Source organism: Cellulosimicrobium sp. So1_17, assembly GCF_055181235.1.
The window spans coordinates 4,257,267-4,283,752 of sequence record NZ_CM143702.1; the positions used below are offsets into that span (position 1 = coordinate 4,257,267).

A 26,486-nucleotide genomic window follows, 5' to 3' on the forward strand; every position below is an offset into this window, starting at 1 on the left:
CGGCACGTGCCGTGGCACGGCCGGGACCCGACCGTGTCGCGCGCCCGGGCGCCTGCGCGGAGACGCACGAGGTATCCCGGGAGGACCAGTGGCCGATCCCACGGCCGGACCGACGCCCCGCCGCGACCACGGCGAGCAGGAGCCGTTGCGGCTCCTCGCCGTGCACGCGCACCCGGACGACGAGTCGAGCAAGGGGGCCGCGACCACAGCCCGCTACGCGGCGGAGGGCGTGGAGGTGCTCGTCGCGACGTGCACGGGCGGTGAGCGCGGCGACATCCTCAACCCGAGCTTCGGGACGGGCCCCGCGGACGTCGAGGGCATGCGGGCGCTGCGCCGCGAGGAGATGGCGGCGGCCGCGCGGGCGCTCGGTGTCCGTCAGCAGTGGCTCGGCTTCGTGGACTCCGGCCTGCCCGAGGGCGACCCGCTGCCGCCCCTGCCGGACGGCTGCTTCGGACTGGTGCCGCTCGAGGAGGCGGCGGCGCCGCTCGTCGAGCTCGTGCGGGAGTTCCGCCCGCACGTCATGACCACGTACGACCCGTCGGGCGGGTACCCCCACCCCGACCACGTGATGTGCCACCGGGTCGCGTTCGAGGCCTTCCACGCCGCGGGCGACCCCGACCGCTACCGGCGCGAGGGCGGCGCGGCGCCGTGGGCCCCGCTCAAGCTGTACTACAACCACGACTTCTCGATGAACCGCATCCGGACGCTGCACGAGGCGATGCAGGGCGCCGGCCTCGAGTCGCCGTTCGGCGACTGGGTCGAGTCCCGGTCCGCGCGCGAGATCCCGGAGCGCCAGGTCACGACGCGCGTCCCCGTGGCGCGCTACTACGCGCAACGCGACGCCGCGCTCATCGCGCACGCGTCGCAGATCGACCCCGACGGCTTCTTCTTCGCGATCCCGCGCGACCTCGAGGTCGACGTGTGGCCGTTCGAGGAGTACGAGCTCGCGGAGTCGCGCGTGCCCGTGGACCTTCCCGAGGACGACCTGTTCGCGGGCGTGCGCGAGCACGTCGGCACGTCGGGGAGCGCGGCATGAGCGCGGTGACCGGGTCCCTCGGCTCCGACCCGGTCGACGCCGGGCTGCTCGACGGCGTGCTGCTCGACCTGGGCATGCCGGGCGGCGGGGCGCTCGCCGTCGCGGGCGGCCCCGGGTGGGCGGCGGAGGTCGTCACGGAGACGGCGACCCCGAGCCCGTCCGACGACCCGCTGCGCGAGGACCTCGAGCCCACCGACGTGTCGCCGGGGCTCGCGGGCTTCCTCGCGATCTTCGCGGTCGCGCTCGCCGCGGTCGCGCTGTTCTTCGCGCTCTCGCGCCAGCTCCGCCGCATGCGGCACAACGCCGAGGTGCAGGGCATCGGCCCGGACGGCCCGATCACGGGTCCGACAGGCAGCACGGCGCCGGACGACGGTGCCGGAGGCGACGGCGGTGCCGCACCGGGCGACGGGCGAGCACCCGGCGACGGGCCAGCGCCCGGTGACGGGCGCACGCCGGGCGGCGACGCGACGTCGGGCACCCCGCGGCGGGACGCCTGACGGTGGCCGACGGTGCGCGCGTCACCCTCGGCCAGCTCGAGGTGTCGACCGACCACGCGGCGAACCTCGTCGCGGTGCGCTCCGCCTTCCGCGAGGCGGCGCGCGTCCACGCCGACCTGCTCGTGCTGCCCGAGTACGCCGCGGCGTTCGACCCGGGCGGGACCGGACCGGAGCACGCCGAGCCGCTCGACGGGTCCTTCGTCACGGGGCTCCGACGCCTCGCGCGCGAGCACGGTGTCGCGGCGGTCGCCGGGACGCTGCTGCCTGCGGCCGTTCCGGGGAAGGCCGTCAACGCCGTCGTCGCGGTCGACGCCCAGGGCGAGCTCGCCGGCGTCTACCGCAAGGTCCACCTGTACGACGCGTTCGGCCACCGCGAGTCCGACCGGCTCGAGGCGGGCGACCCGGCTGCCGAGCCGCTCGTGCTGCGCCTCGGTGGCCTCGCGTTCGGCGTCATGACCTGCTACGACCTGCGGTTCCCCGAGAGCGCGCGGCGCCTCGTCGACGCGGGCGCGGACGTGCTCGTCGTCCCGGCGGCCTGGGCCGCGGGACCGCTCAAGGCCGACCACTGGCGCACGCTCGCCCGGGCGCGAGCCATCGAGAACACCGCCGTCGTGGTCGCGGTGGGGCAGGCCGGCAGGGGCGTGACCGGCCGGTCCCTCCTGGTCGGCCCCGACGGCCAGGTCGGCCTCGAGCTGGGCGAGGAGGCCGAGCTGCGCAGCGCCGACCTCGACCCCTCCGCCCTCGCGGCGGTGCGCGAGCGCAACCCTTCTCTCGCGAACCGCCGCTACGCCGTCGTCCCGCTCGGCTGACCTCCCGACGCGCGGGCTCAGCGCGCGGCGACCGCCGCCAGCATGATCGCCGCGTAGTGGCACCCGAACCCGACGACGGTGAGCACGTGGAAGATCTCGTGGAAGCCGAACCAGCGTGGGCTGGGGTTCGGCTTCTTGATGCCGTAGACGACGGCGCCCAGCGTGTAGGCGAGGCCTCCGATCGCGACGAGCCAGACGATCGCGGGCCCGTTCGTGGTGGTCCAGAACTGCGGCATGTAGCCGACGGCGACCCAGCCGAGCGCGACGTAGATCGGGACGTAGACCCAGCGGGGCGCGTCGAGCCACAGGATCCGGGCGAGGAGGCCGAGGAGCGCTCCGCTCCACACGATGGCCAGCAGGATCGTGGCCGTGCGCTGGGGGAGGAGGAGCACGGCGAGCGGGGTGTACGTGCCCGCGATGATGAGGAAGATGTTGGAGTGGTCGGCGCGGCGGAGGATGCCGGCGACGCGGGGCGACCAGGTCCCGCGGTGGTAGACGGCGCTCGTCCCGAACAGCAGGCACGCGGAGAGCCCGAAGATCGCGCAGGACACCTTGCCCGCGACGGGTGGCGCGATGGCGACGAGCACGATGCTGGCGACGAGGGCGAGCGGGAAGGTCCCGGCGTGGATCCAGCCGCGCAACCGGGGCTTGACCGCCTCGGCGACCTGCGCGACGGCGTCGGTCACGGAGTCGCGGACGTTCTCCAGCGAGCCTGTGGCGGGTTCGTCGGGCTGCGTGCCGCGAGGTGCGGTCGGGCCGGACTCGGGTGCCGGGTCGCGGTCGGACGTCGCTCGTGCCACCGGTCCTCCAGGGTGTCGGTCAGCGGTCGGTCGGGTGGGTGCGGGCGCGCTCCCCGCGCCCTACGGCATCGTAAGTTACGCAAGCGTAGGTTCATGCGCGAGGCGGCGGCCGCCGGTGTGAAGATCCTGGGCAGGGCACCGTCCTGCGACACCGGGCGGCCGTGGCCGCGGTGGCCGAGGAGTACCGTGTGGCAGTCCGGTCGGCCGGACCGCCGCGCCACGCGGCGCGCTGCCGACCATGACCAGACCACCCACCGAGCCACCGCCGAGGAACCGTCGTGCGACTGCCCCATCCCGTGTACGGACTCTACGAGCGTCGGCTGGCCGCGTCGCTCTCGCGCGAGGGATTCCCGCGACACGTGGGCGTGATCCTCGACGGCAACCGGCGCTGGGCCCGCTCGTTCGGCGAGACGGCCGCCACGGGTCACCGTCGCGGCGCGGACAAGATCGACGAGTTCCTGGGGTGGAGCGAGGACCTCGGCATCGAGGTCGTCACGCTGTGGATGCTCTCCACGGACAACCTCTCGCGTTCGCAGGAGGAGCTCTCAGCGCTCCTCGACATCATCGAGGACGCCGTGCGCGACCTCGCGCAGTCCGGTCGGTGGCGACTGCGCGTCATGGGGCGTCTGGACCTGCTGCCCGAGCGGCTCGCGTCGGCGCTGCGCGAGGCCCAGCAGCGGACCGCCGCTGTGGACGGGCTCCAGGTCAACGTGGCCATCGGCTACGGCGGTCGGCACGAGATCGCCGACGCGGTCCGCTCGTACCTGCGCGAGCAGGCCGACGCCGGGGCGAAGCTCGACGACCTCGCGGAGAACCTCGACGTCGAGCACATCGAGGAGCACCTGTACACCAAGGGACAGCCGGACCCGGAGCTCGTCATCCGGACGTCGGGCGAGCAGCGCCTCGGCGGGTTTCTCCTGTGGCAGAGCGCGCACTCGGAGTTCTACTTCTGCGAGGCGTACTGGCCGGACTTCCGGCGCGTCGACTACCTGCGCGCGCTCCGGTCCTACTCCCAGCGGGAGCGACGCCTCGGCCGGTGAGGCCCTCGCCCTGCCGGTAGGGTCGATGCGAACGCATCGACCGGAGGTGTCATGAGCGAGTCGGCCCGGGACGTCGGCAGCGCGCGCCTCGCCGTGGAGACGTGGGAGTCCCTCTTCCGCACCCAGGTCGCGCTCGTGCGCCGCCTGCAGTCGGACCCCGTCTGGGACGACCTGACGATGCGCGAGTACGACGTGCTCTTCTCGCTCACGAAGGGCCCGGGCGACGGCATGCGGCTGCGCGACCTCAACGCGCTCATCCTCCTCAGCCAGCCGTCTCTCAGCCGCATGGTCGAGCGGCTCGAGCGCCGGGGCCTCGTGGAACGCTCTGCCGACCCCGGCGACGCACGCGGCACGCTCGTGCGTCTCACGCCGCTCGGCGCCGAGCGGCAGCGGACGATCGGCCGCGCCCACGCGCGAGCGATCGCGACCTACGTCGGCGGCGCGCTCGACGACGACGAGCTCGAGACCCTCGGCGCCCTGCTCGAACGGCTCCGCGCGGCCCAGGCGAAGATCTCCGCGGTCCGGCCCGACCTCCCGCGCGGCGCCGGTGTGGTGGGAAACACGCAGGACGAACCTGCCGTCGACCCGCCCGTGACCGACGTGCCTGCCTAGAATCGCCGCGTGTCCTCAGCGCCGAGCACCGAACCCGTCCGTCCCGCCCCGCGCGGGGAGAGCCCGCTGCGCGTCGTCGTCGCGCCCGACTCCTTCAAGGGCAGCCTGAGCGCTGCCGAGGTCGCCGACGCGGTCGCAGCAGGGGTCCGCAGCGTCGTCCCGGACGCGCACGTCGTCGAGCTGCCCATGGCCGACGGCGGCGAGGGCACCCTCGACACCCTCCTCGCCGTCTGGGGGGTGCCGGCGCGCGAGGTGCCCACCGTCGACGCGATCGGCCGCCCGCACACCGCGCGCTACGGCGTCTCGGCCGACGGCCGCGTCGGCGTGGTCGAGCTCGCGGAGGCGAGCGGGCTGCCGCAGGTCAGCGACGTCGCCCTCCAGCCGCTGCACGCGCACACGCTCGGGACGGGCGCCGCGGCCGCGGCCGTCCTCGACGCCGGCGTGGAGGAGGTGATCGTGTGCCTCGGCGGCTCCGCCTCGACCGACGGCGGAGCGGGCATCCTCACGGGGCTCGGTGCACGCCTCCTCGACGAGGGCGGTGAGCCCGTGCCCGACGGCGGCGAGGGGCTCGCGCGCGTCGCGCGCCTCGACCTCGCGTCCCTGCACCCCCGCGCACGCGCCGTGCGGTGGCGGCTCGCGGTGGACGTGACGAACCCGCTGCACGGCGAGCGCGGAGCGGCCCACGTGTTCGGCCCGCAGAAGGGGGCGAAGGGCGCCGACGTCGCGTACCTCGACGACGCGCTGCGCCGCTGGGAGGCCGTGCTCGAGCGCGAGACCGGGGTGTCGGTCGGCGGGCTCGCGGGTGCGGGCGCGGCGGGCGGAGTGCCCGCCGGGCTGGTGGCCGCCGTGGGGGCGGAGCTCGAGCCCGGGGCACGCCTCGTCGCCGAGGCGATCGGGCTCCCCGGCGAGATCGGCCGCGCGGACCTCGTCGTGACCGGGGAGGGGTCGTTCGACTCGCAGTCGGTCCACGGCAAGGTCGCCGACGCGATCGGCGCGCTCGCCGCGGAGGCGCCCCGGCGGCCGCCCGTCGTCGTGCTCGCCGGACGCGTGCTCCTCCCGGCGGACCAGGCGAGGGCCGCCGGGATCGCCGCGGCCTTCAGCATCGCCCCGGGCCCCATCGCGCTCGACGACCTGCTCGACCGCACCGCGTCGCGGCTCACGGACCTCGCCGCGACGGTGACGAGCCTCGTCCTCGCCGCACGCGCCTGACGCGCGGGTAGCGCGAGCGGTAGCGGTCAGCGCTTCGGCCAGTGCCACACCGGCTGGTCGAGCAGACCCTCGCGACCCGCGACGACCGTCTCGCCCGACGCCTTCTCCAGCGCGACCTCCTGGAGGTCGTCCGGACCGGGCAGGTCGGCACCGCCCGACGCGGTGCCTGACGCCGCGGCCCGGCGGAGCGCGTCCACGAGCGGGGCCGAGTGCGTCACCACGACGACCTGCGTGTCCCGCGCCGCCGCGTGGACGAGCGTGCCGAGCGCGGGCAGCAGGTCCGGGTGCAGGCTCGTCTCCGGCTCGTTGAGGACGAGCAGCGCCGGGGGTCGCGGGCTGAGCAGCGCGGCGACCCACAGCAGGTAGCGCAGCGTGCCGTCGGAGAGCTCCGCGCCGGAGAGCGGTCGCAGGAGACCCTGCTGGTGGAACGCGAGCCCGAACCGGCCGTCGTCGGCGCGGACCTCGACGCGCGCCCCCGGGAACGCGTCGGCGACCGCCGCGTCGAGCTCGTCGGCCCGGCCGAGGTCGCGGACCGTCTCGAGCGCGGCGGCGAGGTCGGCACCGTCGTGCGCGAGCACGGGCGTGCGGGTCCCCACCTGCACCGCGCGGGCGGGGGCGAGCGGGTCGGTGCGGAACTGGTCGTACAACCGCCACGAGCGCAGCGCCTCGCGCACCGCGACGACCTCGGGCGCGCCGACGGGGTCGACGTGCTCGGCGAGCATGCTGTCGAACGTGCGCAGGCGCGCGGGCGACGTGACCCACGCGCCGTCGTCGTCCCGCAGGCGTACGGCCGGACCGCGCCGCTCGGCCTGGAGGGTCGCGGGGCGCAGCACCGGGCCGGACCACACGGCCTCGACCTTGATCTCGGGGTCGAGCGCGAACGCCGACCCGCCGTCCTGGGGCAGCCCGAGGTCGACGGCGTAGCCCAGGTCGGCCGCCTCGACGCCGGCGACGCCGAGTCGCAGCGCGACGGGACCGGTGCGGAGCCGGCCCTGCAGCTCGCCGTCGCGCGTCGCACGGGACCCGTGCTCCGGCCCGGCCCAGAGCGTCGAGCGCAGCCCGCCCTCGCGCGCGAGCGCCCCGACGGCACCGTCGAGCGCGCACTGCGCGAGGAGCCGCAGCGACCGGTAGAGGTTCGACTTGCCCGTGCCGTTCGCCCCTGTGACCACGGTGACCCGCCCGAGCGGCAGCACCACGTGCCGCAGCGAGCGGTACCCCTCGACGGCGATCGTCCCGATCATGCCGCTGCTCCGTTCATGCGCACGACCCTAGGCCGCCCCGCCCACCCCTTCGCTGAGTGCTGGAAATCTGTCGTCGCAGGCTTCATCGAGCGACAGATACCCAGCACTCAGCGGGTCGGGGCGTCAGCCCGTGATCGCGAAGGCGTCGATCTCGACGAGCATCTCCTCGCGCGGCAGGCCGGTGAACACCGTGGTGCGGCTCGGGAGCACGCCGTTCGTGGTGTGCGCGGAGACGAACGCGCCGTACGCCTCGTTCATGACCGGGAAGTCCTCGCGCTTCGTGAGGTAGACGCGCAGCATGACGACGTCGTCGAACGTCGCGCCGGCCGCCTCGACGATCGCCCGGACGTTCTCGAGCGTGCGCGTCGTCTGGGCCGCGACGTCGCCCGGGTACAGGTACTCGTTCGTCGCGGGGTCCACGGGGCCCTGGCCCGACACCTGGACGAACGGGCCCTTGCGCACGCCCTGGTGGAACGTGTGCGCCGGCGCGGGGGCGTCGGGGGTCGAGACGGCGGTCTTCTCGGTGCTCATGCGGGTCCTCCGGGAGGTTCTCGTGGTGTGCGACGGCGCAGGTGCGCAGGTCGGTCAGAAGTCCGTCGTGACGAGGTCGACGACCTCGTCCCCGCGCACGACGGCGGCGACGTGCCAGCGGTCGAGCGTCGTGCACGGGTGCGAGATGCCGAACCCGATCACGTCACCGGGGCGCACCTGCGACGTCGCCGGCGTGTCGGGCGACGGGTCGAGGGAGAGGAACAGGTGCTGGTCGTTGAGCGCGGTGACGCGCGCACCGGCGAGCTCGCGCGCGGGCCGCAGCTCGCCGTCGTCGCCCAGCGAGCGCAGCGCGAGCGCGACGGGCAGGTCGATGTCGAACGACACGTCCCGGCGCCCGACGCCACAGATCACCAGACCCGGCTCCGGCACCGAGAGCACCTGCCCCCAGACCGTCGCCGCGGCGTGCAGCGGCTCGGCCCCGGGGATGCGGCTCCACGGGTCCATGCGCGCGCAGAAACCGTGGTCGTGCGTGAGGTAGGCGCCCGAGCGCACGACGACGCGCAGGTCGCGGTCCAGGACGCTCGTCCCGTCCGTCGCGCCGCCGGCCTCGGGGGCCGAGAGAGGGCCCGGCAGCTCGGCGAGCACGACGTCGAGGAACGAGCTGCCGCCCGCCGACAGCACGAGCGGCTCGTCGGTCCCCGCCAGGCCGGCGCGCACGAGCGCGGCACCCACCTCCCGCAGGTGTCGGCACCACGCGGCGACGGTGTCGAGCTGCTCCGCGCTCGTGCCCCCGGCGACGGACCCCTCGTAGCCCGCTGCGCCGAGCAGGCGCAGCCCGGTCGCGTGGACGGCACGGGCCACGTCGAGCGCCTCCACGTCGTTGCGCACGCCCGTGCGGCCTCCGACGACGCCGATCTCGACGAGCACGCCGAGGCGGGAGAGCACCTCCGCCTCGGCGCCTGCGAACGCGCGTGCGAGGAGGTCGACGCCCCGCGTCGAGTCGACGTACAGCCACACCTCGAGCGAGCCGACGGTCTCGAGCTCGCGGCGCAGCCAGGCGAGCTCGCGCGGGTCGACGAGCTCGTTCGCGAGGAAGATGCGCTCGCTGCCCCAGTCGCGCACGGTCCGGAGCTGGCCGGGCGTCGCCACCGTCGCGCCCCAGGCGCCCGCCGCGACCTGGCGCGCGTACAGCGCGCGCGACATCGCCGTCTTCACGTGCGGCGCGTGCTCGACGCCGCGCTCCGCGCACAGGCGCGCCACGAGGCCGACGTTGTGGTCGATCGCCGCGTCGTCGAGCGTGAGGAGCGGCCACGAGAAGCGGTCGTCCGTGATGCGAGGGCCGTGAGGTGCGCCGCCGCCGCCCCCGTCGTCGGCGTCGGCGGTGGGCACGGGCGCGAGGACCTCGGCGACCGTCGCGGGCGCGTCGAGCCGCAGGCCCTTCGTCCGCGGCCCGACGACGTCGCCCGCCCACGCGCGCAGCTCGCCCGGTGCGGGGGTTCCGGTGGTCATGCGGTGCTCCTCTGCTCGGCTTCGCGGTCGTGGACGGCTCGGCCCGGACCTGAGCCCGGGCGCCGGCCCGGACGCAGGGGCCGTCCCGGGGTCGCGTCCGTCAGGGCGCCACCCACGAGGACCGGCACGCCCGCCACGAGCACGTCGTCGATGCCCGACGCCGGCGCGCGCGGCCGCTCGTACGTCGCCTCGTCCTGGACCCGGTCCGGGTCGACGAGCGCGACGTCGGCGACCGCGCCCGGCACCAGGGTCCCGCGGTCGGCGAGGCCGAAGCGTCGCGCCGGGGCGGTGGACAGGTGCGTCGCGGCGTCGTGCCACGTCCAGTCCCCGAGCCTACGCACGTGCTCGGCGAGGAAGCGTGCGAAGGCGCCCCAGCCGCGCGGGTGCGGGCGACCCCCGCCGTCGAGGGGCGCGTAGATCGCGTCCGACCCGCCGACGTGCGCGGGATGCCGGAGAAGTGCCCGCACCGACGCGGGGGAGCTCGTCGGGGGCTGCGCGAAGACGCAGCTCGCGCGCAGGCGCGTCGCGACGAGGAGCCGGACCGCGGCATCGGCGGGCGACAGGCCGAGCCGGGCGGCGACGTCGGGCAGCGCCAGGCCCTCCGTCCAGGCGAGGTCCTCCGTCGCGGCCGGTGCGCCGGTCCGCTCCGACGGTGCGCCGGCCGCGGGCCCGGTCGGGACGGCGGCCATGGTGACGCGCGGCCACAGGTCCGCGAGCGCCGGGAAGTGCTCGCGACGGAGCCGGTCGAGGACGACCGGGTCGCGCAGGGCCGCGACGGTCGCGTCGGGGTCGGCGATCGGGAGCCAGGTCGGCAGCGACACCATCGACAGGATCGAGCAGCCGCGCAGGTACGGGTAGGAGTCGAACGTGACGTCGAGACCGGCGGCGTGCGCGTCGTCGACGTCGCCGAGGAGCTCGTCGGCGCGGCCGTGGTAGTGCGACACGTGGGTCGCGACGCCCGCCGCCCGTGCGATGCGCACGAGCTCGGCGAACGCCGGCCCGGCCCGGTCCTCGTAGCCGCGCATGTGGGACACGTGGGGCAACCCGCGCGCCGCGACGACGCGGGCGAGCGCGACGAGCTCGTCCTCGTCGGCGTACGCGGCCGGGACGTACTCGAGGCCCGTCGACATCCCGAGGGCGCCGTCGTCGAGGGCCGCGGCGAGCATCGCGGCCATGCGGTCGAGCTCGGCAGGCGTCGCGGCGCGCGCCGCGGGGCCCAGGACGGCGTACCGGATCGTGCCGTGCGGCGCGAGATACCCGACGTTCACCCGCGTGGTGCCGTCGTACGTCGCGAGCAGGTCGGCCACGGACCCGCCGCTGAACGTCGGGTGCTCGCCGTCGATCGCCGCGAAGTACGCGCTCGCCCAGCCCTGGGCGTCGTGCAGCGGCTCCGTCGAGCCCTCCCGCAGCGAGCCCGTCGCGCCCGCTCGTGTCCTGCCCGGTCGTGCCTCGCCCCGTCTCGGTGAGGGCGCGTAGCCGACGCCGTCCTGGCCGACCACGATCCCCGTGACGCCCTGGCGCAGCATCGCGAGCTGGACGTCGTCGTCGAGGACGGCCGCCGCGCCGTGCACGTGGGCGTCCAGGAACCCGGGGAGCGCGAGGCGTCCGTCCGCGTCGAGGACGCGTGCGCCGTCGGGCAGCGCGTCCCTCCGGCCCGCCGGGGAGACCGACGCGACGCGCCCCGCGGACACCACGACGTCGACCGGGCCGGAGAGCCCGCCGTGCGCGAGAGGCAGGCGCGCGCCGCGCACGACGAGCGTCGCGCGGCCGAGGCCCGCCGAGGACCGGGCCACCGTGCTCACGCCGGTCCTCCTGTGTGCCGGTCGCGCCCTTCGACCCAGCCGCCGACGCCGCGCAGCCCGCCCGCGGCGAGCTCGGCCGCGAGGTCGCGCGGCCAGCCGTGCACGCCCGGCCGGGTCTGCCACGGGTGCGGGCCCGACGGCGGGCGGTACTCCACGCCGTACGCGTCGAGTCGCGGCAGGTGGTGGGTCTCCAGGCGCGCGCGGAACTCGAGCGACGCCGCCGAGCCGACCGACCGGTCCGCGGCGGGGGACCACATGACCTCGGCGAACGCCGCGAGGCGCGGGAACGCCGCGTAGTCGACGCGGCGCACGGAGTCGAGGTGCTCGGTCCACACCTGCGCCTGGCCGCCGAGCAGCGCGCCCGACGCGGCGGCGCCGGCGCGGGCGACCGCGTCCGCCAGGCCGCCGGGGAGGGGCTCGAACGCGTAGACGTCCTCGAGCGTGCGCAGGAACCCGACGGGCACCGGCTCGTCGGGACCGTCTCCTTCCCGGTGGTCGAGGTACACGACCTGCTCGGGCGCCATGACGACGTCGTGCCCCGCGGCGAGCGCGTCCGCCCCGGCCGCCCAGCCGCGCCACGACGCCACGACGACGTCGCGGGGGAGCGCGGGGCCGAACGCCTCGTCCCACACGACCGCGCGACGGCCTCGCGACGCGACGTGCTCCGCGAGGCGCGCGAGGAACCAGCCGTGCAGGTCGGCGACGTCGTCGAGCCCGAGCGTCGCGGCCCGCGCGACGATCGCGGGGTCGTCGCGCCAGAGCGTCGTCGGGACCTCGTCGCCGCCCAGCGCGACGAACGGGGCGTCGAACACGTCGAGGACCTCGTCCAGCACGTCCCGGAAGAACGCCAGCGACTCCTCCGACGGGTCGAGGACCTCGGTGCTCACGCCCCACGTGGTCCGGACCGCGTGCGGGGTCTTGCGCGTCCCGAGCTCCGGGTAGGCGGCGACGGCCGCCTCGACGTGCCCCGGGACGTCGATCTCCGGGACGACGGTGACGCCGCGCTCGCGCGCGTACGCGACGATCTCGCGCAGGTCGTGGTGCGTGTAGGACCCGCCGTGCGGCCGCCCGTCGGACACCCCGGCCCGCCACGTCCCGACGCCCGACTCGCGCCGCCACGCACCGACCTCCGTGAGGCGTGGGTAGCGCTCGATCTCCATGCGCCAGCCCTGGTCGTCCGTGAGGTGGAGCTGGACGACGTTGAGCTTGTGCGCCGCCGCGAGGTCGACGAAGCGCAGGACGTCGGCCTTCGGCAGGTAGTGCCGCGCGACGTCGAGCAGCACCCCGCGCCACGCGAACCGGGGGTGGTCCGTGATCGTGACGTGCGGCAGCGTGAGGGCACCCGCGACGGGTCGAGGCTGCCCGTCGGTCCAGGGGCGGCCGCCGCCGTCCCGTCCGACCGGAGCGCGACGGAACGCCGCCGGGCCGGCGAGCTGCCGCAGCGTCTGGGCGGCGGCGTGCGCGCCGTCGAGGTCGGCGGCGTCCACGCGCACGCCGGCCTCGTCCACCGTGATCCGACAGCCCGACGGCGGCAGGTCGCGGTCGACCGCGAACCGCACCGTCGCGGTGGTGCCGGTCGGGTCCTGGGCGGCCGCGCCGTCGGGCAGGGGGACGAGGTCGAGACCGAACGCGTCCTCCGTGACGCGGCGCCACCAACGGGCAGCGGGCCGCAGCGCGGGATCGTGGGCGACGACGCTGCCGGAGGCCAGGACCACGACGCCCGGCGCGGGCGTCACCGACACCGGACGGGGGACCAGCCCTTGCGACATTTGGAAGGACACTGAACGAGCCTAGCCGCACCCTCAGGACGGACGAAACCGCGGCCACCGGACCGAGGTTCCGAGAACTGCGGCCGACGACCTCCGACCACCGCTGCGACCGCGCAAGAATGCGTCGCGACACGGTCGTTCACGCAAGCCGCTTGCGTGCCGGCGTATAGTCGGCGCCATGTCGAGACGTCTGGCCGAGGTCGCCACGAAGGTCGGGGTCAGCGAGGCGACGGTGAGCCGCGTCCTCAACGGCAAGCCGGGCGTCTCCCAGGCGACGCGCGACGCGGTGCTCACCGCCCTCGACGTGCTCGGCTACGAGCGACCGACCAAGCTGCGCGGCGAGCGCGGGCGCCTGGTCGGGCTCGTGCTCCCGGAGCTCGTCAACCCCATCTTCCCGGCGTTCGCCGAGGTCATCGGGGGTGCGCTGGCCCAGCAGGGCTTCACGCCCGTGCTGTGCACACGTACGGCCGGCGGCGTCACCGAGGCGGAGTACATCGACCTGCTCCTGGGCCAGCAGGTCTCGGGCGTCATCTTCGCGGGTGGGTTCTACGCCGAGCGCCGGGCCGACCACGCGCACTTCCGCCGCCTGGAGAAGCTCGGCCTGCCCGTCGTCCTCATGAACGCGTCGATCGAGGACCTGGACTTCCCGCGCGTCTCGTGCGACGACCTCGTCGCCATGAACCAGGCGCTCGGCCACGTGTACTCGCTCGGGCACGAGCGCGTCGGGCTGCTGCTCGGGCCGTCGGACCACGTGCCGTCGGAGCGCAAGCTCGCCGCGGCGCAGGCGTTCGCGGAGCGCAACGGGCTCCGGCTCGACCCGGCGCTCGTCGCGCACAGCCAGTACTCGCTCGAGAGCGGGCAGGCCGCGGCGAACCGGCTGCTCGAGGCCGGGGCGACGGCGATCGTGTGCGCGAGCGACCCGCTGGCGCTCGGCGCGGTCCGTGCCGTGCGGCGCGCAGGGCTCGACGTGCCGACCGACGTGTCCGTCGTGGGCTACGACGACTCCAACCTCATGAACTCGACCGATCCCGCGCTGACGACCGTGCGCCAGCCCATCGAGCCGATGGGCCGCGCCGCGGTCGACCTGCTCGCGAGCATGATCGCCGGCGCCGACGTGTCCCGCGACGAGCTGCTGTTCGAGCCCGAGCTCGTGGTGCGGCGCTCGACCGCGGCGGCCCGTTCGACCGGGCGCGAGCCGATCGCGCCGTAGCGCCGCGCGCACCGGGCCGCACCCCGCACCGCACCCCCGCACCGCACCCACGCTCCCCTCTGCCCGGGTCCGCGCGCGAACCCGGGGTCGTGCGGCGCTCGGTGCTGTCAGAGCGCAACAACCCGGGGCTCGGCACCGAGCGGTCCCGGCTGCCGAGATCGTCGCAAGGCGTCGTCGACCCCTCGATGTCAAAAGATAGCGTTTCGATAACGGCTGTGTCAGGTTCTTGCGTCAATTCTGTCGGCTAGTTACTGTCATGCTCGACGACGCAGTCACCGCCCCGCGGACGACGGTCGTCCCGACGCCGGGAGACCGGCGACGGCGGCACGCAGCACGGCACCCGCACCGCAGCGGGAGCGCCGACCAGGAGGAAGAGGTCCCGGTGAGCGACGATCAGCCCGGCCAGGAGTGGTGGCGCAGCGCGGTCATCTACCAGGTCTACGTGCGCAGCTTCGCGGACGGGAACGGTGACGGGACGGGCGACCTCGCGGGAGTCCGGAGCCGCCTGCCCTACCTGCGCGACCTCGGTGTCGACGCCATCTGGTTCACCCCCTGGTACGTGTCGCCGCTCGCCGACGGCGGGTACGACGTCGCGGACTACCGTGCGATCGACCCCCAGTTCGGCACCCTCGCCGAGGCCGAGCAGCTCATCGCGGAGGCGCGCGAGCTGGGGATCCGCACGATCGTCGACGTCGTCCCCAACCACGTCTCCGCGGAGCACGAGTGGTTCCGGGCGGCCCTTGCCGCCGAGCCCGGCGCCCCGGAGCGCGAGCGGTTCTGGTTCCACCCCGGCACGGGCGAGGACGGGGCGGGGATCCCCACGCACTGGGTCTCCGAGTTCCAGGGCTCGACCTGGACCCGCACGACCAACCCCGACGGCACGCCCGGCGAGTGGTACCTGCACGTCTTCGCTCCCGAGCAGCCCGACCTCAACTGGAACCACCCCGACGTGCGCCGCGAGCACGAGGAGATCCTGCGCTTCTGGTTCGACCGGGGCGCCGCGGGCATCCGTATCGACTCGGCCGCGCAGCTCGTCAAGGACCCGGCGCTGCCCGACGTCGTCCCCGCGCACCCGGCGCCCGGCGAGCACCCGCACGTCGACCGCGACGAGCTCCACGACATCTACCGCTCGTGGCGCGCGGTCGCGCAGTCCTACGACGAGCCGCGCGTCCTCATCGGCGAGGTGTGGCTCGCGGACCGCGCGCGCTTCGCGCAGTACCTGCGCCCCGACGAGATGCACACGGCGTTCAACTTCGACTTCATGGCCCGCCCGTGGGACGCCAAGGCGCTGCGCGAGTCCGTCCAGACGACGCTCGACGCCCACGCCCCGGTCTCCGCGCCGGCCACGTGGGTCCTGTCCAACCACGACGTCACCCGTCCCGTGACGCGCTACGGCCGCGAGGACAGCTCGTTCGCCTTCCTCAGCAAGCGCTTCGGGACGCCGACCGACCTGGCGACCGGTCGCCGTCGGGCACGCGCCGCGGCCCTGCTCACCGCCGCGCTGCCCGGCTCGCTCTACGTCTACCAGGGCGACGAGCTCGGCCTGCCCGAGGTCGAGGACCTCCCGCTCGACACGATCCAGGACCCGATGCACTTCCGCTCGGACGGTGTCGACCCCGGCCGGGACGGCTGCCGGGTCCCTCTCCCGTGGACGCGCGGCGGGACCACGTTCGGGTTCGGGCCCGACGGCGGCGCCGCGGCCTGGCTGCCCCAGCCGGCCGGGTGGGGCGAGGTGTCCGTCGAGGCCCAGGAGCACGACGACGCGTCGGTGCTCTCCCTCTACCGTCGCGTGCTCGCGGCCCGCCGGGCCGAGCGCGCGCTGCACGACGAGACGTTCCGCTGGCTCGACACCCTCGGTGGCGTCGTGCTCGGCGACGACGTGCTCGCGTTCTCCCGGGGGGACGTCGCGTGCGTCGTCAACCTCGGCACCGAGGACGTGCCGCTGCCCGCCGGCGCGCAGGTCCTCCTCCGCAGCGAGCCCGACGGGGGCGACGACGCACCCGCGCGGCTCGTGACCGACACCGCGGTGTGGCTCCGGCTCTGAGCACCCAGCAGCGTCTGACCAGGCACCACCGCACCAGCACCACGCACCCGACCCAGCACGCACCCAGCACCACCGGACACAGGAGTGACGATGAAGTCCACACGTCAGGCGATCGCCCTCACCCTCGCAGGGGCGCTCGCGATCAGCACGCTCGCCGCGTGCTCGAGCAGCGGCTCGGGCGACGGAGACGGCGACGAGGGCACGGACGGGGACGGGAAGGTCACCCTCAAGGTGGTCTCCCTCCTGCCGGGCTCCGAGCAGGAGGCGATCGACGCCTTCAACGCCCAGGTCGAGGAGTTCGAGGCCGCGAACCCGGACATCGACGTCGTGCCGGAGGAGTACGAGTGGAAGGCGACGACGTTCGCGCCGCAGCTCGCGGGCGGCACGCTGCCGGACGTCTTCGAGATCCCGTTCACCGACGCCAAGACCCTCGTCGAGAACGGTCAGCTCGCGGACCTCGACGAGCAGTTCCGCACCCTGCCCTACGCGGACAAGTTCAACCCGGCCATCATCGAGGCGGGCACGGGCTCCGACGGCCACGTCTACGCGATCCCCGCGAAGAACGTGTACGGCGTCGGCCTGCACTACAACCGCCAGCTCTTCGAGTCGGCCGGGCTCGACCCCGACGACCCGCCGACCACCTGGGACGAGGTCCGCGAGGCCGCGAAGACGATCGCGGACGCCAACCCCGGTGTCGCGGGCTACATGCAGATGTCGCAGAACAACACGGGCGGCTGGCAGCTCACGGTCAACACGTTCGCCCGCGGCGGCCGCACGCAGGAGGTCGCCGACGACGGCACGGCCACGTCGACCCTCACGAACGACGGGACCAAGGAGGCGCTCGAGTGGCTCCAGGCCATGCGGTGGGAGGACAACTCCCTCGGGAGCAACTTCCTGCTCGACTGGGGCACCATGAACCAGGCGTTCGCGGCCGGCCAGGTCGCGATGTACACGTCGGGCTCCGACGTCTACACCGCGCTCGTGCAGACGAACGCGATCGACCCGGCCATGTACGGCCTCGCCGCGCTCCCGCTCGAGGGTGACGACGCCGGTGTCCTCACGGGCGGCACGCTCGCAGCCATGCCGGCGGACGTCGCGGAGGAGAAGAAGGCGGCCGCGATGAAGTGGATCGACTTCTTCTACCTCGCCAAGCTCGTCGACGAGGACCGTGCCGTCGCGGACGCGGAGACGCTCGTCGCGAACGACCAGCCCGTGGGCACGCCCGTCCTGCCGATGTTCTCGCAGGAGCAGTACGAGCAGAACCAGGAGTGGATCGCCGACCTCGTCAACGTGCCGCTCGACCAGATGACGGGCTACACCGACACGATGTTCGACCTGCCGCTCGTCGGTGAGCCGTCGCAGAAGACGCAGGAGATCTACGCCCTGCTCGACCCCGTGGTCCAGGCCGTCCTCACCGACGAGAACGCCGACGTCGACGCGCTCCTCGAGGGCGTGGACACCGAGGCGCAGGCCCTGCTCGACCAGGGCTGACCGACCTCCCGGCCGGCACCGGGCCGTCCGACCCGGTCCGGCCGGTGGCGCCCCCCACCGGTCGGACCGGCACCCCACCGGTGCCCGACGACGGGACGCACCTCCCGTCGTCGGGCACCCTCCACCGCACGCGAAGGACACTCGTGACCGCCACCACCGCACCGCCGCCACCGCCCCGCGCGACGCACGCGCGGACCGGCCGTGCCCCCGGACCCGCCCCACGCGCCGGTCGTGCCGACCGGCGCCGCAGCCCCGTGACGTGGGTGCGCGGCGGGGGGCTGCCCAACCTCGTCTTCCTGCTCCCGCTGCTCGTGATCTTCGGGCTCTTCTCGTGGTTCCCCATCGTGCGCGCGGTGGTCATGAGCTTCCAGGAGACCAACCTCGTGAGCGACCCGACGTTCGTCGGGCTGGACAACTTCCGCCAGGTGCTCGCCGACCCGCTGCTGTGGAAGGCGGTGCGCAACACGGTGTACTTCGCGTTCCTCGCGCTGCTGTTCGGCTACCCGGTCCCGCTCGTGGCGGCGGTCCTCATGCGCGAGGTGCGCCGCGCGCGCGGCCTGTACTCGGCGCTCGCGTACCTCCCGGTCGTCGTGCCGCCGGTGGTCGCGGTGCTGCTCTGGAAGTTCTTCTACAGCGGCAGCCCGACGGGCGTGTTCAACACGATCCTCGGCTGGGTCGGTCTCGGCCCGTACCCGTGGTTGCAGGACGCGTCGACGGCGATGCCGTCCCTCGTGCTCGCGGCGACGTGGGCGGGAGCGGGCGGGACGATCATCATCTACCTCGCCGCCCTGACGAGCGTGCCGCCGGAGCTCTACGACGCCTCCGAGGTCGACGGTGCCGGGCTGTGGCGCAAGATCTGGCACGTGACGCTCCCGCAGCTGCGCGGCGTCCTGTTCATCACGCTGATCCTGCAGATCATCGGCACGGCGCAGGTGTTCCTCGAGCCGTACCTGTTCACCGGCGGCGGACCCAACAACGCGACGCTCACGGTCCTGCTGCTCATCTACCGCTACGCCTTCCAGAACAGCCTCGGCGGCGACTACGGCGCCGCGACCGCGCTGTCGCTCATGCTCGCGGCCGTCCTGGCCGTCTTCTCGCTGGTCTACTTCCGGCTCACCCGGTCCTGGAGCACGTCATGACCCTCTCGCCCACCGACAACCCGAGCGAGATCGGCGTGGTGTCCCAGGACTCCGCGGCCGCCGCGGCCGGCACCTCCGGTCCGGAACCCGCTGGCCCGGAACGCGGCGACCCGGCCCGGCGGGCGGCCGACGCGAGCCGCTCGCGCCGCGAGGCGGAGCAGCGCCGACTGCGCGTCCGCCGGCGCAGGGCGCTCGACGGCGTCGAGGACCGCGGGGCGCTGTCCGTGGCGGACTGGCGGCGCCCGGGCATCCGGTGGGGGATGGGCTCGACGCACGTGCTCCTGCTCGTGGTCCTCGTCGTCGCGGGCCTGGGGCCGATGCTCCTCCTCGCGAAGTTCGCGGTGACCCCGACGCAGGACATCCTCCGCACGCCCATGGCGGTCTTCCCGAACGGCATCGCGTGGGACAACCTCGACAAGGCCTGGAACGACGTCCAGGTCAGCCGGTACTTCCTCAACACGATCTGGCTGGCCGTCGGGTCGTGGGCGGCGCAGATCGTCGTCGCGACGACGGGCGGGTACGCGCTGTCGGTCCTGCGGCCCCGGTACGGCAAGGTCGTCCAGGCGCTGGTGCTCTCGACGATGTTCGTCCCGGCGATCGTGCTCCTCGTGCCGCTCTACCTGACGATCCTCGACCCGCCGCTGCTCGGGCAGTCGCTCGTCGACAGCTTCTGGGCGGTGTGGCTGCCCGCGGGCGCGAGCGCGTTCAACGTGCTCCTGGTGCAGCGGTTCTTCGACAGCCTGCCGCGCGAGGTGTTCGAGGCGGCTCGCGTCGACGGCGCCGGGCCCTACCGGTTGTTCTGGTCGATCGTGCTGCCGATGTCGCGGCCGATCGTCGGGGTCGTGTCCGTCTTCGCGGTCATCGCGGCGTGGAAGGACTTCCTCTGGCCGCTGCTCGTGCTCAAGGACCCGGACATCCAGCCGCTCTCGGTGCGCCTCCCGTCGATCGAGGCGACGACCGACCTCGGGGTGTTCCTCGCGTCGCTCGCCATCTCGACGCTCATCCCGGTCGCGCTGTTCGTCGTCTTCCAGCGCATGTTCCTCCAGGGCGCGGGCCTCGGGGGAGCGGTCAAGGGCTGACCCCGGGCACCCGGCACCGGGCGTCGGGCGTCGGAGGGGGTCGGGGCTGGTGCCGAGAACGACCTGGGTGCCGTGACCAGCTCGATCACGGCACCCAGGTCGTTCTCGACCGCGCGCCACGTCGTGCTCGACGGCGACGCGCGGCTCCGGCGGGACGGTCGCCTCAGCCGCGGCCCCGACCGAGCATCGCCCGCAGGACCGCGTCGTGGACGTCGGTGTTGCGCTGCGCGCCGGTCATGCGCTCGGCGCCGGGGCCCTGCGCCGTGAGCGGCGTCGCCTCGCCCGTGTGGCCGCCCGTCGTCCAGTCGACGGTGAACTGCAGGTCGGAGCCGGCCAGGTCGAACGGGCCGTCCTCGGCCGTCGCGCCCTCGCCGCCCTCGTCCTCGTCGTCGACGTTCTCGATGGCGAGGCCGCCGGTGGCGTGGTCGCCGACCACGAGCACGAGCGTCCCACGGTTCCTCTCCGCGAAGTCGAGCGCGAGCGCGACCGTCTCGTCGAGCGCCTGCCCCGCCTGGATCGTGCGCGTCGCGTTGCTGCGGTGCGCGAACTCGTCCACGGCCTCCTCCTCGACCACGAGGAAGAACCCGTCACGGTCGCGCGACAGGGTGTCGAGCGCCTTGGCGGTCATGTCGACGAGCGGGACCTCGGGCTCGTAGAGATCGCCCTCGCCCTCGTTGCGCTGCTCGAACATCTCCTCGTTCGCGAACAGGCCGAGGAGCTTGCCCCGCCCGGCGGAGTCGAGGCCCTCGGCGTCGCTCACGTACGTGTATCCGAGCTGCTGCGCGCGGGCGACGAGGTCCCCCTCCGTGCCCTTGCTCTGCTCGGTCGGGTCCTTCGGCGGGTTGTCGGGCCAGGCGCCGGGGTCGCCCGCGGGCAGCCACCAGTCCTCGCCGCCGCCGAGGATCACGTCCGGCCGCGAGTTCTCGAGGAACTGCCGGGCGATCTCGCTCTGGTCGCCGCGGTCGGGCACGTGCGCGCCGAACGCGGCGGGCGTCGCGTCGGTGACCTGGGCGGTCGTGACGAGACCGGTCGCCTTGCCGGCCTTGCGGGCCCGCTCGAGGAGCGTCGGCACGGGGTTCCCGGCGGCGTCGACGCCTACCGCGCCGTTGTAGGTCCGCACGCCCGACGCGAACGCCGTCGCGCCCGCGGCGGAGTCGGTGACGGCCTCCTCGGGGTCGGCGGAGTCGGTCGTCGTCCAGCCCGCGTGCTCGAGCGAGTCCATGGCGAGCTGACCGTCCTTGCCGACCGTGGCGAGCCGGATCACCTCGCGGTGCGACAGCCCGAGACCGTCGCCCTGGATGAAGATGACGTTGCGGGCCCGGTCGCTCCCGCCGCGGTCGTCCGGGCGGCCGTGGCCGCCGCCGCGGTCGCCGTCACCGCCCAGGGGCAGGACCGCGGCGAGCGCGATCCCCGCGGCGATCCCTGCGGCGCCTGACCTCATCGTGGTGCGTCGTGCGTCCATGAGCTCTCCTTCGAGACTCTCGGCGTCGTCGGCCCGTGCGCCCGCCGGGATCTCCGGGGGACGCGGCGGTGGGAGGCACCGTCGTCCGTGGGCCGGCGCCGACGGCGTCCTCGCCGTCGACCCGACCCACGCTAGGTGCGGGCGGGGCGCCCACAACTCGGGACGCCGGCGCCGGGTGTCCGGGCCGGCTCCGGGAAGGTGACACGGTGTCTGGTCAATGTCACGTCCGTCGCGTCCGCTTCCCGGCGGGCGGGCCCGGCTCCAGGTGCCATGATCGAGACCATGCCCCCGTTCTCCCCCCAGGACGACGCTGCCGCCCCTGCCGGCGTCCCCTCGCCCCGTGCCGATGCCGCCGCGACCGCGGCCCCCGATCTCCGCCCGTACGACGCATTGCTCCTCTACTCGTTCGGCGGGCCGAACCGGCCCGAGGACGTCGTGCCCTTCCTGCGCAACGTCACGGCGGGCAAGGGGATCCCGGACGCCCGTCTCGAGGAGGTCGGCGAGCACTACTACGGGTTCGGCGGCAAGAGCCCGATCAACGAGCAGAACCTCGAGCTCAAGGCAGCGCTCGAGGACGAGCTCGCGCGCCGCGGCGTCGAGCTCCCCGTCGTGTGGGGCAACCGCAACTGGGAGCCGTACACGGACGACGCGATCACCGAGCTCGAGGCGCTCGGCGCGGAGCGCGCCGTCGCGCTCGTGACGTCGGCGTACTCGTCGTACTCGGGCTGCCGCCAGTACCGCGAGGACCTCGCCGTGGTGCTGGAGAAGCGCGGGCAGCTCGACGAGAGCGGCTCCACCGGGGTCCGGTTCGACAAGGTGCGCTCCTACTTCAACCACCCGGGCTTCGCGCAGGCCAACGTCGACGCGGTGCTCGACGGCTACGCGGCGCTCGCCGAGAAGGGTGGCGACGGCGCGGCCGCACGGCTCGTGTTCGTCACGCACTCCATCCCGGACACCATGGAGGCGGCGTCGCGCATCGCGCTCGCGACCTACTCCGAGCAGCACCTCGACCTCGCGCGCGTCATCGTCGAGCAGGTCTCGGAGCGCCTCGGTCACGACGTCGCGTGGGACCTCGCCTACTGCTCGCGCTCCGGCCCGCCCAGCCAGCCGTGGCTCGAGCCCGACGTCAACGACCACCTCGAGGCGATCGCGGCCGACGGCGTGCGCGACGTCGTGCTGTCGCCGATCGGGTTCGTCTCCGACCACATGGAGGTCGCGTACGACCTCGACACGGAGGCCCTCGAGACCGCGGAGAAGCTGGGCATGACGGCCGTCCGGGCCGGCACCGTCGGTACGCGCGAGCCGTTCGTGCGGGGCCTCGTCGACCTGCTCGTCGAGCGCGCGGCGATGGCACGCGGCGAGGACGTCGAGCAGGCGACGGTCGGCGACCTGCCGGCCTTCCGCTCCGTGTGCGCGCCCGGCTGCTGCCTGCGTCGTGACGGCGAGCCGAGCGGCGTCCCCGCGCTCTGCAGCACCGACATCCACAGCTGACCCGCCGGCACCCGGCCACCCGAGAGGATCCCCGATGAGCGACGCCGCCCGCGTCCCCGCCGACCACGACGAGATCAACGCGACCATCCGCTACGCGATGTGGTCGGTGTTCGCGACGGCGGCGCCCCTGCCTGCGCACCCCGAGGAGCGGGCCGCGCTCGTCACGCGGGCGCTCGACGCCGTCGGCGGCGGCGACGACCCGGCCGCGACGGACGGCGACCTCGTCGTCCGCGGCTGGTACGACGTCGCGGGACTTCGCTCGGACGCGGACCTCATGGTGTGGTGGCACGGCCCGACGGTCGAGTCCGTGCAGGGCGCCTACCAGCGCCTGCGGCAGAGCGGGCTCGGTGCCCACCTCGAGCCCGTGTGGTCGAACGTCGCGCTGCACCGTCCCGCGGAGTTCAACCGCGGGCACGTCCCGGCGTTCCTCGCGGGCGAGGCACCGCGCGACTACCTCAGCGTCTACCCGTTCGTGCGCTCCTACGACTGGTACCTGCTGCCCGACGCCGAGCGCCGCACCATGCTGCGCGACCACGGCCTCGCGGCGAAGGACTACCCGGACGTGCGCGCCAACACCGTCGCGTCGTTCGCGCTCGGCGACTACGAGTGGATCCTCGCGTTCGAGGCGGACGAGCTGCACCGCATCGTCGACCTCATGCGCGAGCTGCGGAACACCGAGGCGCGCCGCCACGTGCGCGAGGAGGTCCCGTTCTTCACCGGGCCGCGCACGACCCTCACCGCGTGGGCGGACCGCCAGCCGTTCGCCTGACCCCGGAACTTTCTGGAACGACAGGGGTGCCGCTGTCCCACGGGACAGCGGCACCCCTGTCGTCCTCGACGGCGGGTCCGGGCGTCTCGCGCCCGCGCGCGCCGGCTGCGGAGCCCGACGGCGCGGGCTCAGCCGGCGGTGACGGCGTCGGGCTGGTCCTCGCGCACGTACGGCATGACGTACGCGACGAGCGCCTCGTCGCTGTCCTTCGTGAGCCGCTCGCCCGACCAGGTCTCGTGCAGGGAGACGGTCGCGCCGTCGTGCAGCGTGAGGTCGACGCGCGCGGGCGTGACCTTGCGGACGACGGCGGAGGCGATCTGCTCGTAGGCGAGGAAGCGGTGGGCGGCCGCGAGCCGGTCCACCGGAGCGGACTGCACGAGGCCGACGAGGCGGGACCTGCCGCCCTCGGTCTTCTTCGGGCACGGCACGAGGATCAGCCCGTTGTCGAGCACGAGGACGTCGTGGGGCGCGCCGTCGACCTTGACGTTGGCGAGCCCGCCGACGATCTCGCCGCCGTGGGCGGTCGCGGTCTCGCCGACCTGTGCCGCGGCCGTCACGTCGACGCCCAGGGCGACGAGGTGCTCGCGAGCCGCCGTGGTGCCGGCGCCGTCGAGGACCTCGCGCGCGACCGGGTCCAGGTCGAGCTCCTCGCCGGTGGGCGTGACGAGGCGCGCCGGCCCGGTCCAGGACGGCTGCCACGACGCGGCACCGGACGTGACCGCCGCGGCCCGCAGGGCGGCCGACGTCGCGGCGACGAGCTCCTCGCGCGCCTCGTCGAGCGGCAGGTTCGGCACGAGGTCGCGTCGCACGGCGTCGAGGCGACCGGCGTCGACCACGTCGAGGAGCGTCGAGAGGCTGCCCCGGCCCGTGCCCGCGGCGCGACCGACGGCGCGGTAGAGCGTGTCGGCGACCCGCTGGTCGTGCAGCGGCATCGTCGTCGCGACGAGCGCGTCCCAACCGAGCCGTGCCCGTGAGCCGTAGTCGACCTGCTCCTCGGCGACCTGGGTCGCGCGCGCCGCGAACCCCGGGACGAGGTCGGTCGCGGGCCGGTCGTCACGCGTGACCACGACGTCCGGCATCCTCTCCATCGCCGCGACGCGGGCCGCGATCGACGGGTGGCTGTCCCAGCGCGACTGCTCGGCGGGCGGGGCGCCGGCACGGAGGGTCGAGATCTCCTCGGCGCGGGCGTGGAGCATCCGCGAGAAGCCGTCGAAGACGTCGGTGGGAGCGGGGGCGTAGCCGTGGTCCCACCCGAGGCCGACGTACTGCGCGCCGTAGAAGCCCCACGCGGCGTCGAGCGCGGGCAGCTCGCGCAGCGCGGACTGTGCGGTCGCCCGGCCGGCGGCACGGACGGAGAGCTCGTCGGCCTCCAGCTCCTGGCGACGGCTCACCGCGGCGGAGACCAGCAGGTACAGCTTCGTGTACTGCTTGAGGAGCCATCCGACCACGTTGCCCTGGAGCTGCTGGACGGTCGCGACCATCGCCTCGCGCCCGCGGTACGTGAGAGGGCCGAGGCGCGTGTGCGAGCGGGAGTAGTGCCCGAGCTCGTGCGCGAGCACCGACCGGAGCTGCGCCGCGTCGAGCCCCTGGAGCAGGGGGACGCCGAGAAACAGGCGCCGGTTCCCGCCGACGAGGCCGAGCAGCCGGGTCTCCTCGTTGACCGCCGCGTTCACCTCCGCGACGAGACGGATCTCGTCCGGCGGGCGCGTGTCGGCTACCTGCGCGAGCTCGCGCACGGTCGCCCAGAGCTCGGGGGCGTCGCGCTCGTCGAGGAGGACGCCCGACGGCGGGTGCTTCTCGGCGCGGGCGACCCGCCAGAGGGCCGCGAGGATGCCGATCGCGACGACGACGGTGAGGAAGCCGATCTTGGCCGCACCGGCCCCGGCGTGCTCGGAGAAGGCCCAGACGGTGGCGGCACCGAGGCCGACGACGGCGCCGAGCGCGAGGACGTAGAAACCGACGAGGAGGAGGACCGAGAGCGCTGCGCGCAGGGTCGTGGTCACGGGCGTGCCTTTCACGTGCGCCGCACCTGTGCGGCGATCTGGCGCGGATACTAGCGGTCCCCGGAGTCACGGGACGAATGCCGTCCACCGGGCCTCTCCCCAAGATGCTCAGCATGCTGAGTGATGTCAGGCTGGAGGCATGACGACAGCCGCCGCCTCCTCGTCCCTGACCGTCCCTCCGACGACCACCGACCGGGTCCGCCAGGTCGTCGTGCTCGTCGGCTCCCTCGTCGCCGCCGGCGCCGCCGCGTACGGTGCGGGCGCGTTCGGCGGCACCGCCGTCGAGCAGACCGCCGGGGGAGCGCTGTCGGCCGACGCGACGCCGGTCGCGCCCGACAACCCGGCGTTCCGCATCTGGTCCGTGATCTATCTCGGGCTCTTCGTGTTCGCGGTGTACCAGGTGCTCCCGCGCCACGCTGCGACGCCGCGCCTGCGCGCGACCGCGTGGTGGGTGCTCGCCTCGATGGTGCTCAACGCGGCATGGATCGGCGTGGTCCAGGCCGGCTGGCTCGCGGCGAGCGTCGCGGTGATCGCGGCGCTCTTGGCCGTCCTCGCCGTGATCGTCGTGCGCCTCGTCCGCAGCACGCCCGACAGCCGGGTCCAGGCCGTCGTGCTCGACGGCACGGTCGGCCTCTACACCGGCTGGGTGAGCGTCGCGACGCTCGCGAACGTCGCCGCGACGCTCTCCGACGCCGGGGTCGGGGAGCTCGGCCTCGGCGCCACGGGATGGTCCGTGGTCCTGGTCGCGCTCGCCGCGGTGCTCGCCGTGGCCTGGGCGGCGTTCACCGCCCGACGCCGCGCGCTCGCCCTCGGGATCGGCCTCGCCATGTCCTGGGGTCTCGCGTGGGTCGCCGTCGGGCGGTTCACGGGTCCGCTCGAGGACACGACCGTCGCGTGGGCGGCCGTCGCCGCGTCGGCGGTCGCGCTCGTCGCGGCGATCGGAGCCGTCCTGGTGCGCCGCCGCGGCTGAGCCGAGGCCCGA

The 26,486-nt window shown here is 74.5% G+C and carries 22 protein-coding genes; 14 read left to right on the forward strand and 8 right to left on the reverse strand.

Annotation, left to right across the window (positions count from 1 at the left end):
- Window positions 1–88 precede the first annotated feature (88 nt).
- Genes mca through ACZCLJ_RS18820 form a run of 3 tightly spaced genes read left to right on the forward strand, consistent with a single transcriptional unit; the run spans window position 89 to window position 2,342 of the window.
- Window positions 89–1,036, forward strand: a complete 948-nt coding sequence (gene mca, locus ACZCLJ_RS18810) for a mycothiol conjugate amidase Mca (protein WP_251150410.1) — start codon at window positions 89–91, stop codon at window positions 1,034–1,036.
- On the forward strand, window positions 1,033–1,533 hold the full coding sequence (locus ACZCLJ_RS18815; protein WP_463104871.1) for a hypothetical protein: 501 nt from the start codon (window positions 1,033–1,035) through the stop codon (window positions 1,531–1,533). The genes mca and ACZCLJ_RS18815 overlap by 4 nt, the downstream gene beginning before the upstream one ends.
- Before the next feature lie 2 nt (window positions 1,534–1,535).
- Window positions 1,536–2,342: a carbon-nitrogen hydrolase family protein gene (locus tag ACZCLJ_RS18820; protein WP_463104872.1), complete on the forward strand. Its 807-nt coding sequence runs from the start codon at window positions 1,536–1,538 to the stop codon at window positions 2,340–2,342.
- A 17-nt stretch (window positions 2,343–2,359) separates the two neighbouring features.
- Here the strand turns inward: ACZCLJ_RS18820 and trhA are convergent, their stop codons facing one another.
- Entirely contained in the window at window positions 2,360–3,142 is a 783-nt protein-coding gene (gene trhA / locus ACZCLJ_RS18825; RefSeq protein ID WP_463104873.1) for a PAQR family membrane homeostasis protein TrhA, read from the reverse strand.
- A 278-nt stretch (window positions 3,143–3,420) separates the two neighbouring features.
- On the opposite strand from trhA, the gene ACZCLJ_RS18830 reads away from it, so the two are divergent.
- From ACZCLJ_RS18830 to ACZCLJ_RS18840, 3 genes are read left to right on the forward strand one after another with little or no spacing between them, the layout of a single operon-like run.
- On the forward strand, window positions 3,421–4,182 hold the full coding sequence (locus ACZCLJ_RS18830; RefSeq protein WP_251150407.1) for an isoprenyl transferase: 762 nt from the start codon (window positions 3,421–3,423) through the stop codon (window positions 4,180–4,182).
- 51 nt (window positions 4,183–4,233) lie between these two features.
- On the forward strand, window positions 4,234–4,794 hold the full coding sequence (locus ACZCLJ_RS18835) for a MarR family winged helix-turn-helix transcriptional regulator (RefSeq protein ID WP_463104874.1): 561 nt from the start codon (window positions 4,234–4,236) through the stop codon (window positions 4,792–4,794).
- 9 nt (window positions 4,795–4,803) lie between these two features.
- Window positions 4,804–6,003, forward strand: a complete 1,200-nt coding sequence (locus ACZCLJ_RS18840; RefSeq protein WP_463104875.1) for a glycerate kinase — start codon at window positions 4,804–4,806, stop codon at window positions 6,001–6,003.
- Between the two features lie 26 nt (window positions 6,004–6,029).
- Here the strand turns inward: ACZCLJ_RS18840 and ACZCLJ_RS18845 are convergent, their stop codons facing one another.
- From ACZCLJ_RS18845 to ACZCLJ_RS18865, 5 genes are all read right to left on the reverse strand, one after another.
- Window positions 6,030–7,244 carry an AAA family ATPase gene (locus ACZCLJ_RS18845; RefSeq protein ID WP_463104876.1) on the reverse strand — a complete coding sequence of 405 codons (1,215 nt, stop codon included), beginning with the start codon at window positions 7,242–7,244 and terminating at the stop codon, window positions 6,030–6,032.
- A 123-nt stretch (window positions 7,245–7,367) separates the two neighbouring features.
- Complete coding sequence (locus tag ACZCLJ_RS18850; protein ID WP_463104877.1) at window positions 7,368–7,775, reverse strand: RidA family protein; 408 nt, start codon at window positions 7,773–7,775, stop codon at window positions 7,368–7,370.
- 54 nt (window positions 7,776–7,829) lie between these two features.
- Complete coding sequence (locus ACZCLJ_RS18855; RefSeq protein WP_463104878.1) at window positions 7,830–9,245, reverse strand: alanine racemase; 1,416 nt, start codon at window positions 9,243–9,245, stop codon at window positions 7,830–7,832.
- Complete coding sequence (locus tag ACZCLJ_RS18860; RefSeq protein ID WP_463104879.1) at window positions 9,242–11,047, reverse strand: N-acyl-D-amino-acid deacylase family protein; 1,806 nt, start codon at window positions 11,045–11,047, stop codon at window positions 9,242–9,244. Before ACZCLJ_RS18860 ends, ACZCLJ_RS18855 begins: the two co-directional genes overlap by 4 nt.
- On the reverse strand, window positions 11,044–12,828 hold the full coding sequence (locus ACZCLJ_RS18865; RefSeq protein WP_463104880.1) for a beta-N-acetylhexosaminidase: 1,785 nt from the start codon (window positions 12,826–12,828) through the stop codon (window positions 11,044–11,046). The genes ACZCLJ_RS18860 and ACZCLJ_RS18865 overlap by 4 nt, the downstream gene beginning before the upstream one ends.
- A gap of 166 nt (window positions 12,829–12,994) precedes the next feature.
- Between ACZCLJ_RS18865 and ACZCLJ_RS18870 the strand changes: the two genes are divergently transcribed.
- The 5 genes from ACZCLJ_RS18870 to ACZCLJ_RS18890 all read left to right on the forward strand — a co-directional run bounded on the left by ACZCLJ_RS18870 (window position 12,995) and on the right by ACZCLJ_RS18890 (window position 19,779).
- Window positions 12,995–14,026, forward strand: a complete 1,032-nt coding sequence (locus ACZCLJ_RS18870; protein ID WP_463104881.1) for a LacI family DNA-binding transcriptional regulator — start codon at window positions 12,995–12,997, stop codon at window positions 14,024–14,026.
- Window positions 14,027–14,408: 382 nt separating this feature from the next.
- Entirely contained in the window at window positions 14,409–16,070 is a 1,662-nt protein-coding gene (locus ACZCLJ_RS18875; RefSeq protein ID WP_463104882.1) for a glycoside hydrolase family 13 protein, read from the forward strand.
- A 90-nt stretch (window positions 16,071–16,160) separates the two neighbouring features.
- Window positions 16,161–17,561 (forward strand): ABC transporter substrate-binding protein, encoded by a 1,401-nt coding sequence (locus ACZCLJ_RS18880; protein WP_463104883.1) that lies wholly within the window; start codon window positions 16,161–16,163, stop codon window positions 17,559–17,561.
- Between the two features lie 263 nt (window positions 17,562–17,824).
- Window positions 17,825–18,700, forward strand: coding sequence for a carbohydrate ABC transporter permease (locus tag ACZCLJ_RS18885; RefSeq protein ID WP_251150601.1), 876 nt, complete (start codon window positions 17,825–17,827; stop codon window positions 18,698–18,700).
- Entirely contained in the window at window positions 18,697–19,779 is a 1,083-nt protein-coding gene (locus ACZCLJ_RS18890) for a carbohydrate ABC transporter permease (protein WP_463104884.1), read from the forward strand. The genes ACZCLJ_RS18885 and ACZCLJ_RS18890 overlap by 4 nt, the downstream gene beginning before the upstream one ends.
- 163 nt (window positions 19,780–19,942) lie before the next feature.
- Here ACZCLJ_RS18890 and ACZCLJ_RS18895 read toward each other — a convergent pair whose 3' ends face one another.
- Window positions 19,943–21,241, reverse strand: a complete 1,299-nt coding sequence (locus ACZCLJ_RS18895; RefSeq protein WP_463104885.1) for an alkaline phosphatase — start codon at window positions 21,239–21,241, stop codon at window positions 19,943–19,945.
- A 282-nt stretch (window positions 21,242–21,523) separates the two neighbouring features.
- Between ACZCLJ_RS18895 and ACZCLJ_RS18900 the strand changes: the two genes are divergently transcribed.
- A complete protein-coding gene (locus ACZCLJ_RS18900) occupies window positions 21,524–22,732 on the forward strand; it encodes a ferrochelatase (RefSeq protein ID WP_463104886.1) in 1,209 nt (402 codons plus the stop codon).
- Window positions 22,733–22,766: 34 nt separating this feature from the next.
- Entirely contained in the window at window positions 22,767–23,501 is a 735-nt protein-coding gene (gene hemQ, locus ACZCLJ_RS18905) for a hydrogen peroxide-dependent heme synthase (protein WP_463104887.1), read from the forward strand.
- Between the two features lie 128 nt (window positions 23,502–23,629).
- Here the strand turns inward: hemQ and ACZCLJ_RS18910 are convergent, their stop codons facing one another.
- The gene (locus ACZCLJ_RS18910) at window positions 23,630–25,519 is read right to left on the reverse strand and encodes a M48 family metallopeptidase (protein WP_463104888.1); all 1,890 of its coding nucleotides are present in this window, start codon (window positions 25,517–25,519) and stop codon (window positions 23,630–23,632) included.
- A gap of 124 nt (window positions 25,520–25,643) precedes the next feature.
- On the opposite strand from ACZCLJ_RS18910, the gene ACZCLJ_RS18915 reads away from it, so the two are divergent.
- Window positions 25,644–26,474, forward strand: coding sequence for a tryptophan-rich sensory protein (locus ACZCLJ_RS18915; protein ID WP_251150391.1), 831 nt, complete (start codon window positions 25,644–25,646; stop codon window positions 26,472–26,474).
- Window positions 26,475–26,486 lie beyond the last annotated feature (12 nt).

What these genes read in the sequence shown, in the direction of transcription:
- ACZCLJ_RS18815 (WP_463104871.1), top strand. Translation starts at nt 1,033, where the DNA reads ATGAGCGCGGTGACCGGGTCCCTCGGCTCCGACCCGGTCGACGCCGGG.
- ACZCLJ_RS18835 (WP_463104874.1), top strand. Translation starts at nt 4,234, where the DNA reads ATGAGCGAGTCGGCCCGGGACGTCGGCAGCGCGCGCCTCGCCGTGGAG.
- ACZCLJ_RS18845 (WP_463104876.1), bottom strand. Translation starts at nt 7,244, where the DNA reads ATGATCGGGACGATCGCCGTCGAGGGGTACCGCTCGCTGCGGCACGTG.
- ACZCLJ_RS18850 (WP_463104877.1), bottom strand. Translation starts at nt 7,775, where the DNA reads ATGAGCACCGAGAAGACCGCCGTCTCGACCCCCGACGCCCCCGCGCCG.
- ACZCLJ_RS18855 (WP_463104878.1), bottom strand. Translation starts at nt 9,245, where the DNA reads ATGACCACCGGAACCCCCGCACCGGGCGAGCTGCGCGCGTGGGCGGGC.
- ACZCLJ_RS18870 (WP_463104881.1), top strand. Translation starts at nt 12,995, where the DNA reads ATGTCGAGACGTCTGGCCGAGGTCGCCACGAAGGTCGGGGTCAGCGAG.
- ACZCLJ_RS18880 (WP_463104883.1), top strand. Translation starts at nt 16,161, where the DNA reads ATGAAGTCCACACGTCAGGCGATCGCCCTCACCCTCGCAGGGGCGCTC.
- ACZCLJ_RS18890 (WP_463104884.1), top strand. Translation starts at nt 18,697, where the DNA reads ATGACCCTCTCGCCCACCGACAACCCGAGCGAGATCGGCGTGGTGTCC.
- ACZCLJ_RS18895 (WP_463104885.1), bottom strand. Translation starts at nt 21,241, where the DNA reads ATGGACGCACGACGCACCACGATGAGGTCAGGCGCCGCAGGGATCGCC.
- ACZCLJ_RS18900 (WP_463104886.1), top strand. Translation starts at nt 21,524, where the DNA reads ATGCCCCCGTTCTCCCCCCAGGACGACGCTGCCGCCCCTGCCGGCGTC.
- hemQ (WP_463104887.1), top strand. Translation starts at nt 22,767, where the DNA reads ATGAGCGACGCCGCCCGCGTCCCCGCCGACCACGACGAGATCAACGCG.
- ACZCLJ_RS18915 (WP_251150391.1), top strand. Translation starts at nt 25,644, where the DNA reads ATGACGACAGCCGCCGCCTCCTCGTCCCTGACCGTCCCTCCGACGACC.